13 protein-coding genes are annotated in these 13,843 nt (G+C 50.4%); all 13 read left to right on the forward strand.

Translation table 11 applies throughout. The annotated features are described in order from the left end of the window. Nucleotides 1–193: 193 nt before the first annotated feature. The 13 genes from dapB (at nucleotide 194) to LDO05_RS08635 (ending at nucleotide 13,810) form a co-directional block, all read left to right on the forward strand. Entirely contained in the window at nucleotides 194–997 is an 804-nt protein-coding gene (dapB, locus tag LDO05_RS08575; protein WP_251378416.1) for a 4-hydroxy-tetrahydrodipicolinate reductase, read from the forward strand. Between the two features lie 15 nt (nucleotides 998–1,012). Further along, nucleotides 1,013–1,435 (forward strand): methylglyoxal synthase, encoded by a 423-nt coding sequence (gene mgsA, locus LDO05_RS08580; RefSeq protein WP_251378417.1) that lies wholly within the window; start codon nucleotides 1,013–1,015, stop codon nucleotides 1,433–1,435. Beyond that, nucleotides 1,432–2,121: a bacillithiol biosynthesis deacetylase BshB1 gene (gene bshB1 / locus LDO05_RS08585; protein WP_251378418.1), complete on the forward strand. Its 690-nt coding sequence runs from the start codon at nucleotides 1,432–1,434 to the stop codon at nucleotides 2,119–2,121. Before mgsA ends, bshB1 begins: the two co-directional genes overlap by 4 nt. Before the next feature lie 28 nt (nucleotides 2,122–2,149). Next, nucleotides 2,150–3,310: an N-acetyl-alpha-D-glucosaminyl L-malate synthase BshA gene (gene bshA, locus LDO05_RS08590; protein ID WP_251378419.1), complete on the forward strand. Its 1,161-nt coding sequence runs from the start codon at nucleotides 2,150–2,152 to the stop codon at nucleotides 3,308–3,310. A 68-nt stretch (nucleotides 3,311–3,378) separates the two neighbouring features. Continuing rightward, nucleotides 3,379–4,692, forward strand: coding sequence for a CCA tRNA nucleotidyltransferase (locus tag LDO05_RS08595; protein ID WP_251378670.1), 1,314 nt, complete (start codon nucleotides 3,379–3,381; stop codon nucleotides 4,690–4,692). 13 nt (nucleotides 4,693–4,705) lie between these two features. Then, nucleotides 4,706–5,653, forward strand: a complete 948-nt coding sequence (locus LDO05_RS08600) for a biotin--[acetyl-CoA-carboxylase] ligase (protein WP_251378671.1) — start codon at nucleotides 4,706–4,708, stop codon at nucleotides 5,651–5,653. Between the two features lie 275 nt (nucleotides 5,654–5,928). Beyond that, a complete protein-coding gene (gene panB / locus LDO05_RS08605; protein WP_346657634.1) occupies nucleotides 5,929–6,783 on the forward strand; it encodes a 3-methyl-2-oxobutanoate hydroxymethyltransferase in 855 nt (284 codons plus the stop codon). After that, entirely contained in the window at nucleotides 6,780–7,688 is a 909-nt protein-coding gene (gene panC / locus LDO05_RS08610; protein ID WP_251378421.1) for a pantoate--beta-alanine ligase, read from the forward strand. The genes panB and panC overlap by 4 nt, the downstream gene beginning before the upstream one ends. Then, on the forward strand, nucleotides 7,681–8,064 hold the full coding sequence (gene panD, locus LDO05_RS08615) for an aspartate 1-decarboxylase (RefSeq protein WP_251378422.1): 384 nt from the start codon (nucleotides 7,681–7,683) through the stop codon (nucleotides 8,062–8,064). Before panC ends, panD begins: the two co-directional genes overlap by 8 nt. 110 nt (nucleotides 8,065–8,174) lie before the next feature. Beyond that, a complete protein-coding gene (locus LDO05_RS08620; RefSeq protein ID WP_251378423.1) occupies nucleotides 8,175–8,807 on the forward strand; it encodes a tetratricopeptide repeat protein in 633 nt (210 codons plus the stop codon). Nucleotides 8,808–8,985: 178 nt separating this feature from the next. Further along, a complete protein-coding gene (gene dinG / locus LDO05_RS08625; protein WP_251378672.1) occupies nucleotides 8,986–11,838 on the forward strand; it encodes an ATP-dependent DNA helicase DinG in 2,853 nt (950 codons plus the stop codon). A gap of 33 nt (nucleotides 11,839–11,871) precedes the next feature. Continuing rightward, nucleotides 11,872–12,522, forward strand: a complete 651-nt coding sequence (locus LDO05_RS08630) for a redox-sensing transcriptional repressor Rex (protein ID WP_251378424.1) — start codon at nucleotides 11,872–11,874, stop codon at nucleotides 12,520–12,522. Then, entirely contained in the window at nucleotides 12,512–13,810 is a 1,299-nt protein-coding gene (locus tag LDO05_RS08635) for an amidohydrolase (protein ID WP_251378425.1), read from the forward strand. Before LDO05_RS08630 ends, LDO05_RS08635 begins: the two co-directional genes overlap by 11 nt. Nucleotides 13,811–13,843 lie beyond the last annotated feature (33 nt).

Raw genomic sequence — 13,843 nt, forward strand, 5'->3', positions numbered from 1 at the left:
AGGAACAGCAGCGGAGATGAGAAGGGTGCAGTCTAATCCTGACACCGGAGCGCCGGACATTGTACTGGGCTGTTCGCACCCACCCCGAGTGATAGGGGCAGACGGTTCCATTCATGAACTTAAATTATGGGAACAACGGATTTCAACTTATCTCGAACAATCATCATCCTAGTGGACAGTGAGGAGCATGAATATGACAACGAAGATCAGAGTGGCCGTAGCTGGAGCTGCAGGCCGAATGGGGAAAGAAGTCGTTAAAATGGTACTGGAGGATGCCGAGCTTGAGCTTGCGGCCGCCATCAACCGGTCAGGGGAAGGGATGGACGCGGGCACCTTGGTCGGCCTGCCGGCCTGTGGAATCCAGATTCAATCGGATCTGGAGCTGGCTTTGATTGAGAGCAAAGCCCAAGTGCTGGTGGACTTCACGACACCCCAATTCGCATACACGAATACAGAGCTTGCGATTCGGCTTGGTGTGTGTCCGGTGGTAGGCACCACGGGCTTCACTCCGGAACAAATTGAGGATCTGGACAAGCAGTGCAAGAGTAAAGGGATTGGAGGCCTCATTGCCCCCAACTTCTCGATCGGCGCGATTCTTATGATGAAGTTTGCCGCACAGGCTGCCAAGCATTTTCCGAACCTGGAAATTATCGAGTATCACGGGGATCAGAAGCTGGATGCTCCATCGGGTACAGCGGTGAAGACGGCAGAGTTAATCTCCCAGAATCGCGAAGAACTTCGTCAAGGCAACCCGAACGAAGAGGAGACCATTGAAGGCTCTCGGGGCGGATACTATAACGGCTTCCGCATTCACAGTGTGCGGCTTCCGGGAGTGTTCGCCCAGCAGGAGGTCATTTTTGGCGGTTTTGGCCAGACGCTCAAGATTCGGCATGATTCCTATGAGCGGGCGGGTTATATGCCTGGTGTGAGCTTGGCTGTGAAGAAGGTTGTGGGGTATCAAGGATTAATTTACGGATTTGAACACTTTATAGACTAAGAGGGGTATAACGACATGTTAAATATTGCGTTTATCGCCCATGACCGGAAGAAAGAGGAAATTGTCAACTTCGCTATTGCCTATGAGCACGTATTCGAGGGTAACAATCTATATTCAACCGGAACCACGGGACAGCGAATTATGGATAACACCAAACTGAGCATACACCGGTTCTTGTCTGGACCGCTTGGTGGAGACCAGCAGATTGGAGCCCTTATTGCCCAGAATCAAATGGACCTGGTCATCTTCCTGCGCGATCCTCTCATGGCTCAGCCGCATGAGCCAGATATTACGGCACTTCTCCGCTTATGCGATGTGCATGGTATACCTGTTGCCACTAACGTAGCCTCAGCTGAAATCCTGGTCAGAGCACTGGACAGGGGAGACCTTAGCTGGCGGGAGCTGGTTGAACTCCATCGTCCAAGGTTAAATACATGAGCGATAAGCTGGACATCCTGATCTTTGGAGCCCACGCGGATGACGCCGAGATAGGGATGGCGGGCACGATTGCCAAGCATGTTGAAGCGGGCCTGAAGGTCGGTATATGTGATCTTACCCAGGCGGAGATGTCCTCCAATGGCACCGTGCAGCTTCGCTTGCAGGAAGCTGAAGCAGCTTCTAAGGTATTAGGACTGACTCTGCGCACCAATCTGGAATTGCCGGATCGAGGATTGTTCATTACGGCTGAACATGTTGCCGCAGTGACTTCTGTCATTCGTGAGTACGGACCAAGGGTTGTCTTCGCTCCATACTGGGACGATCGTCACCCGGATCATGTGCAGTGCAGCAAGCTTGTGGAAGAGGCCGTATTTAACGCCAAGTTGCGCAAATTCATGCCGGACAAGCCGCCTGTATTGGTGGACGAGCTGTATTTCTATTTCATCAATGACTGGAGAACCCCGGATCTGATCGTGGATATCACGCCGCATTACGAGACCAAGGAACGCTCCCTTCGCTGCTATGAATCCCAGTTCACACCTGGTATAGACGGAGTTGCCACCCCGCTTACACAAGGTTATGTGGAACGGGTCAAGGCGCGGGACGCTCTGCTGGGGCAGCGCCGGCTCATTCCTTATGCTGAAGGCTTTGCTGTCAAGACGCCTTACAAAGTTCAACTGTTCTAAAGACTAACAAGAAAGAGGTGCCCCTGATATGAGCCAACCTTTAAAAATCGGCATCACCTGCTATCCCACACTTGGTGGATCAGGGGTTGTAGCGACTGAGCTGGGTAAGCTGCTCGCCGAGAAGGGACACGAAGTGCATTTCATTTCACATAGTGTTCCTTTCCGGTTAGGAGCTTTTCAGAAAAATATATTTTATCATGAAGTTGAAGTGAACGATTATTATGTGTTCCGTTATCCCCCGTATGACTTATCTCTGGCTACGAAGATGGCTCATGTAGCCAAGCGCGAGAAGCTGGACATCCTTCATGTGCACTATGCTGTGCCACATGCGGTGTGTGCCTTTCTGGCCAAGCAAATGGTAGGGGACGAGCTTAAGGTTGTGACCACGCTTCACGGGACTGATATTACGGTACTAGCGCAGGATGAGTCTCTGAAGGATTTGATACGTCTTGCGATTAATGAAAGTGACGCTGTGACTTCCGTCTCTGAGGATCTGATGAGAGAGACCCGGGAAGTGCTCGAGATCTCGAGGGACATTGATTTAACCTATAACTTTGTCGATAAACGGATATATTATCCGCGTGAAATAGATTCATTAAGAAGTGATTTTGCGGCTCCGAACGAGAAGATTCTTATGCATATCTCTAACTTCAGACCTGTCAAAAGGGTTAGTGATGTGGTTGATATTTTCTCAATGGTCAGCAAGGAGGTCCCGGCCCGCATGCTGTTTGTGGGTGAAGGACCAGAGCTGCCGAAGATTCAGTGCAAGATTAAGCAGCTGGGTCTTGAGGACCGTGTTCATTTTCTGGGTAAGCAGGATCAGATCGCCCAGGTCATATCCATGGCAGATGTTCTGCTGCTGCCTTCCGAGAAGGAAAGCTTTGGTCTTGTTGCCCTGGAAGCTATGGCTTGCGGGGTGCCAACAATCGGCTCAGAAGCTGGAGGTATTCCTGAACTGGTATCTCACGGCCAGACCGGATTCCTGGCTCCAATTGGAGATACCCGTACCATGGCGGACTACTGCATCAAGCTATTAACGGATAGCAAGCTCGCCGAGCAGGTTGCCGAAGCCTGCCTTGTACGGGCGAGAGACGAATTCAGCAGTGCACGGATAACCGAAGAATATGAGCAGATTTATTACCGGGTACTCGGACGCAAGGCTCCAAAGCTCAACTCGGTATGCAGTTAAACTACTCCGGGTGGGAAGGGATACTCCTTCTCCCCGGAGTCTTGTGTGTGAGGAGATGATGAACCTTGGTGAAACAGTGGAGTCAGGTTGACGCGCGAGTGGTGTCTGCGGGTGAAGAGGTGCTGAGACGCCTAGAAGACGCCGGCCATAAAGCATACTGGGTTGGCGGCTGTGTACGGGATGAGGTTATGGGAAGACCGGTGCATGATATGGACATTGCAACTTCTGCCAGACCTGAGATGGTTATTCAGCTGTTCGAACGCTGTATTCCTACCGGGCTTCAGCATGGAACGGTAACGGTGCTTATTAATAAGCAAGCTTTCGAGGTTACCACATTTCGTAAAGAGACTGAATACGAGGATCACAGGCGTCCAGCTGCGGTTGAATTTGTGGATGCGGTTCTTGAAGACCTGAAAAGGCGGGATTTCACGATGAACGCCATGGCCATGGATATCGATGGCAATCTGATTGATCCTTTCTGTGGCAGAGAAGATATCAAGGCTGGTGTAATCCGGTGTGTCGGCGAGGCGGACGAGAGATTTGAGGAAGACGCTCTGCGGATGGTCCGGGCTATCCGGTTCGCATCGGTGTTCGGATTCACACCCACGCTTAGCACATGGCGAGCCGTAATCCGTAACCGGGACAAGATGGATTATATCGCTATAGAGCGGATCCGCGCCGAGTTCGAGAAGATTCTGTACGGCCCTGACCCTCTGCGGGGACTGGAACTGTTAAGCCGAAGCCAGCTGCTTGAGAATTCCAAGCTTCCAACAGTACAAGTTCAGACTCAGCCTGACATGCTGAGGAAGCTTCCTCTGCTTCCCGCCGTACCTGCAGACCTTCGCTTGTCCCTGCTTGTTCAGGGGCTCGGGATTGAGACCGAATCTATTCCCGGCCTGTTGAAGAAATGGACCTTCCCCAACCGTGATGCCGAAGGTACGGTTAGTCTGATCCGGTTCGATCAGGAATGGATGGAGCAACTACGTGCCAGAAACAGTAGGTCGGCAGAAGAAATTGAGAAGTCGCTCCGTCCTCACTGGGTTGTATTGGAGCTGGCTTATGGCCAAGGTACGGCCGGTCTCTGGATTTCAAGAATGCAGACCCTATTGGAATCCACCAATAGGACTGATCATCTTCTACCCATCAACCGGGAGCAGCTTAAGATTCTGGAAGACTGGCATACAGCTATTCCTGTTCATCATGTTCGTGAGCTCAAGGTCAAAGGCAACGAGGTGCTTGAGGAGTCTGGACGGCCCGGGGGACCCTGGCTGGGGAGCTTGATGAAGCAGTTGCTTTATTCGGTTGCGGCGGGAGATGTCCCGAATACCAAGGAAGATTTGCTTAATGAAGTGAAACGGATGGTGAATCTGAGTGAAGCCTAATACAGTTCTGGACATGCTGCTGCAGAATCCAGGAGAATATATATCCGGTGAAGAAATTAGCAAGCGGTTGTCCATCAGCCGCACTGCGGTGTGGAAGCAGATTAACAAGCTGCGCGAGGCGGGTTATGAATTTGACGCGGTCTCCCGCAGGGGATACCGATTAATACAGAAGCCGGCAAGAATGGATCCCATCAGCCTGATGAGTGCGATGAATTCTTCTACCTTCGGTAAGCAATTGAAGATCTTGGAGGTTACGACGTCTACCCAGGAGGAAGTTAGGCGGCTTGCTGAAGAGGGCGCTCCTGAAGGGACGCTGGTGATTGCAGAGGAACAGACTGGAGGGCGCGGACGCTTGGGCCGTAAGTTCTTCTCTCCTCCTGGCAAGGGAATCTGGATGAGCCTGCTCTTAAGACCTGATCGACCCTTATCCTGCGCACCTCAGTTAACCTTGCTATTTGCCGTTGCCGTATGCAGGGCCATCAAAGCTGCAACCGGCGTTGAGAGCGGAATTAAGTGGCCGAACGATCTGCTTGTACAAGGCCGCAAAATCAGCGGGATTCTTCTGGAGTCGGTTGCAGAAGATGATCGGATTCGTTACTGCATTGCCGGGATCGGGATAAATGCGAACATGACGATAGAAGATTATCCAGAGGAATTGCGAAGCATCGTAACTTCGCTGCAGCTGGAGAGCGGGAAGCCTGTTAACCGGCCAGCCGTAATCGGAGCGGTAATGTCGGAGCTCGAACAGCTGTATCGGCTGTATCTGGAGGAGGGATTCACCCCGATCGCTCACTTGTGGGAAGCCCTGTCTGTTACAATTAACAAGGTGGTTACCGTGCATACTTCCAGAGGGCTGGTGTCCGGATATGCTGTAGGCATCGATGGGAATGGAGCCTTGATCCTGGAAAAAGCAGGCGAAAGGTTCACAGTATTCTCAGGAGATGTGCAACTTGGCGGTTGAAAAGTTGACCCGATCTGCTATACTGACCGTACGAGGTGGTATTGGCCTAGACCAAACTGCACTCCGAAATAAGTTGCAATAGTACATGATGTATCATGAATCTGGTTGCGTTGGATTCTGCTCTGAGCCGAAGGGACCGAGACAGAAGGGACGAACGTATGTTACTCTTCTATGGATCTATGGACTTTTCGGACTTTTTGGTGCACAGCTGAAAGGTTCTTTTTGTTGTGTACACATACTTCTAAATTTGGGATACCCAGAGGAGATGAAGGTCCGTGCTAAATATTGTAAAGATTAAAAAAATGAAACAGGACGGCGAAAAACTGACCATGATTACCGCCTATGACTACCCTTCTGCGAGATTGGCAGAGGAAGCTGGTGTGGATATGCTGCTTGTTGGTGATTCACTTGGCAATGTTGTATTGGGATACGATTCCACGGTTCCTGTAACTATTGATGATATGGTGTATCATTCCCGGGCGGTTAGACGCGGGGCTGAGCAGACTTTTATTGTGACAGATATGCCCTTTATGACTTATCATGGCGGCCTTGACGAGACGCTTAAGAATGTTAGAAGAATTATGCAGGAGGGTCACGCCCACGCTGTCAAAATGGAAGGTGGAGTTGAGATCTGCCTGGCTGTCGAGAGCACTGTGAAATCCGGTGTGCCAGTTCTTGGACATATCGGCCTCACTCCACAGTCGGTGAACCAAATTGGAGGCTATCGCATTCAGGGTAAGGACGACAAGGATGCGCGGCGGCTGCTCGAAGATGCCAAGGCGCTGGAGAGAGCTGGGGCCTTCGGTGTCGTTCTCGAGCTGGTGACCGAAGAAGTAGCCGCGGAAATTTCCAGACAGCTCTCCATTCCGACCATCGGCATCGGGGCGGGCAGGGCATGTGATGGCCAAGTGCTTGTGTATCATGATGTACTGAAATACGATTCGGATTACCGGGAGAAGCGGTTCGTCAAGACCTTCGCGGATATCGGGAATGAAATTCGAAGCGGCATTCGCGAGTATGTGCGGGAAGTCAAATCAGGTCAGTTCCCGGGGAAAGAGCATGTGTTCCACGCTGAGGAGAACGTGGTTGATGCATTGTACGGCAAAGGAAAGGTGGACACCCGGTCATGATCGTTATAGATAAAGTAACAGATCTAAGGCAGTATGTGAAACAGCAGCGGCTCAGCGCCGTCAAGACAGCCGGACGAGAGCTGTCCGTAGGCTTTGTGCCTACGATGGGCTTTCTTCACGATGGTCATGCCAGCCTGCTGAAGCAGGCAAGGGAACAGAATGACCTTGTGGTTTTGAGCATTTTTGTGAACCCCATTCAGTTCGGTCCGAATGAAGATCTGGATCGCTATCCCCGCGATGAGCAGCGGGATCTCGCTTTGGCAGCTCGGGAAGGCGTAGATGTTGTCTTTCTGCCAAGCGTGCAGGAGATGTACCCTCAGCCTACGAAGACGAAGATCGCTGTGTCCGAGCTTACTGAAGAGCTGTGCGGTGCTTCGCGTCCCGGCCATTTCGACGGGGTAACCACAGTGGTGGGTAAGCTGTTTCATATGGTCGCACCCGATACAGCATATTTCGGGCTCAAGGATGCCCAGCAGGTGGCGGTCATTCGTCAAATGGTGGATGATTTGAACTTTGATATTAAGATCGTTCCCTGCCCCATAGTCCGTGAGTCAGATGGACTGGCGCTGAGCTCGCGGAATGTATATTTAAGCGAAGAAGAGCGGGAGCAGGCACTTATCCTGTCCAGATCTCTCCGTGAAGCAGAAGACTGGATTAAAAGCAATCCGGCAGTAACCACTGACGAAATTCGTGAAAGTCTGATTCGTAATATTAAGTCTCAGCCCTTGGCTGTCATTGATTATGTCGATATATTAGCTTTTCCGTCACTTACTCCAGTCCATACAGATGCCGCAATAAATGATCTGGATGTAGAAATCTTAATCGCCCTGGCGGTTAAATTCGGAACAACTCGCCTGATTGATAATATTCTTCTTACTACCAAAGGAGTGGCAACCCATGTATAGAACCATGATGAAATCCAAAATTCACCGCGCAACCGTAACGGAGGCGAACCTTAACTACGTGGGCAGCATTACCATCGATGAGAACCTTATGGAGCGCGCCGACCTGCTTGAGAATGAGAAAGTACAAATTGTAAACAATAATAACGGTGCCCGTCTCGAGACGTATGTCATCCCTGGACCACGCGGGAGCGGGGTAATCTGTCTTAATGGAGCGGCAGCAAGACTGGTTCAGCCGGGAGATACAGTCATTATCATTTCCTATGCCCAGATGTCCCAGGAGGAAGTTCGTGATCATAAGCCTACAGTCCTGTTCGTGGACGGAAATAACCGCCCAGTTGAGACCGCGAGCTACGAGGTGCATGCGACAGTCCGTTAAGCAGTCATCCATTATTTAAGGTGTTCCTTCAAGTATGAAAACATCCGCCTGAACAAAAAATGAACATAGGGCCGCAGCTTGCTTTCATTTTCGTTTAGGGTGGGATGCAGATGATGTTTCAGCATGTATTTGCGGAAATGAATGACATGTTGGAGGAAATCGCCGAGATGTACCCAGTTGCAAAAGGTAACCAAAAGCAGGAGCTTAGCAAAAAGTGGCAGATGCTCAAAACGATGAGCGATGGCATTATCGAAGAGTGGTTATCATTTGAGGAGAAAATGAGTGATGTGCGCAAAAGCTGGGGGTTCGCGGAATCCGCTGAGACTGTGGAGCTTCCTGAGATGAAGTCGGGATCCTTCATTAAGGGCCAGGGCTACTACAAGCTGATGATGTATTCCCATGCGGCCGAACAGTTCACGCGTACTACCGAGGAGTTTCAAGACAGTCTGCTGGCCCGGATTTACCTGGCCATGTCCTATCTGAATATGGATGATACCCGGGAGGCGGGACGTCATTTTCAGTGGGTGCTGCCACTGACCGACAATAAGCGGCTTAGATCCATCATTTATAACGCGCTGGGCTGTATTGAGGCGAAGATGAACCATATGGACAAGGCGCAGGAATATTTTACACTCGCACATCATATTGATCCTTCATTCACAGAGCCTTTGAATAATCTGGATGTGTGTCAGCAGAAAAGGGGATCGCTGCAGTTCGGAACTCAGCTTGCTTCCTTAATGTAGTGATCTTAATTGGATGAACGATGCGACCTGTACTGATGGGGGATTATTCGCATCGTTTTTTTTGTTTTTTTGCCGTTGAATAAAGGGTGCGAATATTTGTTTGCATGTCTTAATTTCCAAACCGAGTTTTTTTTGTTATGCTGTTAGAGAGACTGGAATGAAAGGTAATGAGTATATAATGAAATATGCCGTTCTCGATTTTGAAACGACAGGTAACCAGTCCTCTGATGAAATTATTCAAGTTGGGCTTGCTATTATAGATCACGATCGCACGATTAGTCAGGTATATTCTTCTTATGTGAAGCCAAGTGTGCCGATCCCGCCTTTTATCTCCGGGCTAACAGGGATAACCGATGAGGATGTCCATGGCGCACCCTTACTGGATGAGGTCATGATGGAAATGGTCCCTCTGCTGGACGATGTGGTCCTCGTTGGACATAATGTAGCATTTGACTTTAATTTCTTGCAGAGTGCTTTGGACAAGACGGGCTATTTGCCCTTTACCGGCAGAATTCTGGATACGATGGATTTCCTGAAAGTGATGTTTCCTTCGCTTACCTCGTATCAGCTTGGCTTTGTGTCGGGTGAATTCGGAATAACTCATGAGAGACCGCATCAAGCGGATTCCGATGCTTTGGCAACCGCACTTATATTTATTAAATGTCTGGAAGAAATTGATGAGCTTCCTCTGCTTGCTTTGCAGCGGCTGTCTGACCTGTTCTCAGGCGAGGACAGTGATCTGGGATGGTTCTATGATGCTGCACTGCAGGACAGAGAACGGGAGACGGATCCTTCAACCGATGGCTATACGTACTATCGTCAATTCGCGCTTCGTACTGAAGATTGGATCGATATCAAGCCTCCGCGGAGTGATGATTTCGATAATCCTCTTGAGGATAAGTCTTTCGAACAGTTCATGGATGAGGTTCGTGCCAATTTGAAGGGCAAACTTCCCGGTTACGAGGAGCGGGAAGCTCAGAATATTATGCTTGGAGACGTCATGCAGGCCTTTGATGAGGAGAAGCACCTCCTGGTTGAAGCGGGCACCGGCACAGGGAAGTCACTCGGTTACCTGCTGCCTGCAATTTATCACAGCGTTAAGTCTGAAGAGAAGGTTATGGTAAGTACACATACTATTAACCTGCAAGAGCAGCTTCGCGAGAGGGATATTCCTCTGCTCACGGACGTGGTTCCTTTTCCATTTCGGGCAGCCATCTTCAAAGGACGGGGGCATTATTTGTGTCTGCGCAAATTTGAACATAAAATAAACAAGAGAGACTTCGCGACACCCAAGGAAGAGGTAATGATAGCCGCTCAGATGATCGTATGGCTGACCCAGACCGAGACGGGCGATGATGAAGAACTGAACCAGGGTAACCGGGGGGCTGATTTCTGGGAGACGGTTGCCAGCGAATCGGATTCATGCCTCGGCCGCTCATGCCCGTGGTTCCGCAAGTGCTTCTACCATAAAGCCAAACATGAGGCAGGTGTGGCTGATGTGGTAATCACGAATCACTCCAAGCTGTTCACAGATGTGAAAGCGGGGCATCAGCTGCTTCCAAGTTATGAACGTCTTGTAATTGATGAGGCGCACCATCTGGAAGAAGTAGCAGGCAAGCATTTAGGTATGAATATGAAGTACTTCACCGTCGTGCATACCTTGACCCGCCTCTACAAGGACAGCCGAACCGGGCAGCTCCCTAACCTGCGGGCCCAGCTTCAGACCAGTGGGTCTGAGAAAGCAAGTGAGTGGGTAAGCGTGATTGATAATCTGTACCCGGAGATTCTTGAGATCAAGGAGAGCTGGGATCGTCTCAGCGATCAATTGTTCGGACTTATGCCTGAGCGAAGCGATGCGGCTCCGGGAGATCCGGGACAGTTCGTGCTTCGTCTGCTTCCGCACAAGAAGCCTAAGAATTGGGATGCGCTTAGTGAAATCGAGAATCAGATCTATATGACCATGGGCACGGTAATCCGCAAGGGTGAACGTATGGTGAATGAGCTGAAGGATGATGACGACAACTACAGCTCCGAGAGCCTGGTGACGGATATCAGTGGACTTTTCAAGGATTTGGGAGCAGAGAGGGACAGTATTCGTTCATTTATGAAGCTTGACAATGAGGAGACCGTCTACTGGCTTGAGGGTAACGGTCATTACCGAAGCCGGTCTCTGCAGATTTTTGCGGTGCCTGTAGAGGTAAGCGAACAGCTTAAAGCCCTGTTTTTTGACAAAAAGAAAAGTGTCATCATGACTTCTGCCACCTTATCCGTAGATAAGTCGTTCCAGTACATGATCGAACAGCTGGGTCTAACGGAAGCTTCCGAGCAGGATAAGCTGCTCACTTCACTGCTTCCTTCCCCGTTCAAGTACAGGGAACAGGCTCTGCTTGTCATCCCCCGGGATTTCCCGAGTGTGAAGGGCAGTGTCGGGGACGATCATTTTGTGAACACACTTGTGCAGTCTCTCGCAGACTCGGCGGTGGCTACGGAGGGTCGGATGCTCGTACTGTTCACGTCATACCGGATGCTGAGACAGGTGTATGATCCGCTGAAGGAGGTTCTGTCCGCTCAGGGGATCACTGTCATTGGACAAGGGGTGGACAGCGGGAACCGGACCAAGCTAACCCGGAGATTTCAGGGCCAGCAGGCCTCTGTCCTGCTCGGTACAAGCAGCTTCTGGGAAGGCGTGGATATACCCGGTGAGGCTCTAACGAGTCTGGCTATCGTGCGTCTGCCGTTCCAACCCCCGAACCATCCACTGGTGGAAGCCAAGAGCGAAAGGCTGCAGCAGCAGAAGAAGAATCCTTTTATGAAGCTGTCTGTACCGCAAGCAGTAATCCGCTTCAAGCAGGGTTTTGGACGGCTTGTGCGTTCCTCTCAGGACCGCGGTATCGTAATTGTATATGATACGCGAATTCTGGAGTCCTACTACGGAAAGTATTTCCTGTATTCTCTGCCAGGCCCGAAGATGGAGCATATGCCCACCAATCAGATGGTGCCCCGGATTTCGGAATGGCTTCAGCACCGGTAATGACCGGACTCAATTGCATTAGGGGGAAAAGAAATGAAGTCGGAGAAAATTTCAGATGCGGTGGTGCGCAGATTGCCCGTATATCTGCGCTTTCTGAATGAGCTGAGTCACCGGGAAGTCTCAACCGTCTCCTCACAGGAGCTTGGGCAGAAGCTGGATCTCAATCCGGCTCAAATCCGCAAGGATCTTGCTTACTTTGGTGATTTCGGACGAAAAGGTATTGGCTACGATGTCGCCTATCTAATAGAGAAGATACGCCAGATTCTCAATCTGGACCAGCAGATTAATGTGGCTCTGGTTGGAGCAGGGAACCTGGGTCAGGCTCTGTCCAACTACAATACTTATCTGAAGGATAACATGAAGATCGTGGCCGTGTTCGATGCTTCAGAGCAGAAAGTCGGCCAGAAAATAAATTCTCTAACTGTGCAGCCGATAGAAGATCTGGTTGCTACCGTGAAGAAGCTGGGGATCCGGATTGGAATCATCACGGTCCCTGACTTTGAGGCGCAGCGCGTTGCAGATCAGCTTATCGAAGCCGGTATTGAAGCAATTCTTAACTTTGCGCCTACAATTTTGAAGGTGCCTGCACAAGTGCGGCTGCACGCTGCTGATTTTACAACCGATCTGCTCAGTCTGGCCTATTATTTGGGAGATGGAAAGGAAGCACTGACAAATGAGTCGTAAATGGTTAATCGAGAATGGAAGCTTTGCTGTGTTGGAAGAGGGACGTTCTGTTGTTAAGGGATATATGTTAATTGAGGACGATCTGATTACATATGTGGGAGAGGCCCGCCCGGAGATTGAAGAAGGAACAGATACGTTCGATGGTAGAGGCTTGCTGTTCGCACCAGGACTGATCAATACACATGGTCATGCTGCGATGTCCCTGCTTCGTGGTTATGGAGATGATATGCTGCTTCAGGCGTGGCTGCAGGAGAAAATGTGGCCGATGGAAGCGAAGTTCACTTCCCGTGATGTATATTGGGGAACAGCCCTGTCTGTGGTCGAGATGCTTAAAGGAGGAACAACAACCTTCCTGGACATGTATGATCATATGGATCAAGTGGCGAAGGTAGCTGACGAATCGGGTATCCGTGCTGTGTTGATGCGCGGTGCCATCGGGCTGTGCCCAGAGGACGTACAGCAGCAGAAGCTTGAGGAAGCAATACGGTTCGCTAAGGACTGGCATGGCAAAGCGGATGGCCGGATTACGACCATGATGTCTCCGCATTCCCCATACACTTGTCCGCCTGCGTTCATTGAGAAGTTCGTACAAGCTGCACATGATCTGGATCTGCCGCTCCATACCCACATGTCCGAGACAGCTGCTGAAGTGCAGCAGAATATCGAAGAGTATGGTCTTCGTCCAACGATGCATTTGGAGAAGCTTGGTTTCTTCTCCCGGCCTTCGATCATTGCCCATGGTGTGCATCTAACTGATGAAGAAATCGGGATTCTTGCCAACCATAAAGTTGCAGTCTCGCACAATCCAGGCAGTAATCTGAAGCTTGCAAGCGGAGTTGCCCGTGTTGTTGATCTACAGAAGGCAGGCGTGGTCGTATCCCTTGGTACAGATGGGGCTGCCAGCAATAACAATCTGGATATGTTCGAAGAGATCAGGTTGGCAGCCTTGATCCATAAAGGTGTATCCGGTGATCCTACAGCTGTACCGGCAGAAGAAGCGCTTAAGATGGGAACGGTCTACGGGGCAGAGTCGGTATACCTTCCGAATACCGGAAGGCTGGCTGAAGGCATGAAAGCAGATTTCATTGCCTTGAACACAGACCAGGCTCATTTTATTCCGCATACGGATTTTATATCACATATTGTATACTCAGCGGGTCCTAAAGATGTAGAGCATGTCTGGGTGAACGGGAATCAGGTAGTCAAGCATGGCAGCTGTCTAACCATTGATGAAGAGCGGGTGCGCAGAGAAGCTCAGGCTTGTTTCGAAGGATTGCTCTCCCGCTAAGCGGAGCACTTCTGAGTGAAGGGGAGTGATCGC

The sequence above is a fragment of the Paenibacillus sp. YPG26 genome (assembly GCF_023704175.1).
GTDB lineage: Bacteria > Bacillota > Bacilli > Paenibacillales > Paenibacillaceae > Fontibacillus.

What these genes read in the sequence shown, in the direction of transcription:
- dapB (WP_251378416.1), top strand. Translation starts at nt 194, where the DNA reads ATGACAACGAAGATCAGAGTGGCCGTAGCTGGAGCTGCAGGCCGAATG.
- mgsA (WP_251378417.1), top strand. Translation starts at nt 1,013, where the DNA reads ATGTTAAATATTGCGTTTATCGCCCATGACCGGAAGAAAGAGGAAATT.
- bshB1 (WP_251378418.1), top strand. Translation starts at nt 1,432, where the DNA reads ATGAGCGATAAGCTGGACATCCTGATCTTTGGAGCCCACGCGGATGAC.
- bshA (WP_251378419.1), top strand. Translation starts at nt 2,150, where the DNA reads ATGAGCCAACCTTTAAAAATCGGCATCACCTGCTATCCCACACTTGGT.
- LDO05_RS08600 (WP_251378671.1), top strand. Translation starts at nt 4,706, where the DNA reads ATGCTGCTGCAGAATCCAGGAGAATATATATCCGGTGAAGAAATTAGC.
- panC (WP_251378421.1), top strand. Translation starts at nt 6,780, where the DNA reads ATGATCGTTATAGATAAAGTAACAGATCTAAGGCAGTATGTGAAACAG.
- panD (WP_251378422.1), top strand. Translation starts at nt 7,681, where the DNA reads ATGTATAGAACCATGATGAAATCCAAAATTCACCGCGCAACCGTAACG.
- LDO05_RS08620 (WP_251378423.1), top strand. Translation starts at nt 8,175, where the DNA reads ATGATGTTTCAGCATGTATTTGCGGAAATGAATGACATGTTGGAGGAA.
- dinG (WP_251378672.1), top strand. Translation starts at nt 8,986, where the DNA reads ATGAAATATGCCGTTCTCGATTTTGAAACGACAGGTAACCAGTCCTCT.
- LDO05_RS08630 (WP_251378424.1), top strand. Translation starts at nt 11,872, where the DNA reads ATGAAGTCGGAGAAAATTTCAGATGCGGTGGTGCGCAGATTGCCCGTA.
- LDO05_RS08635 (WP_251378425.1), top strand. Translation starts at nt 12,512, where the DNA reads ATGAGTCGTAAATGGTTAATCGAGAATGGAAGCTTTGCTGTGTTGGAA.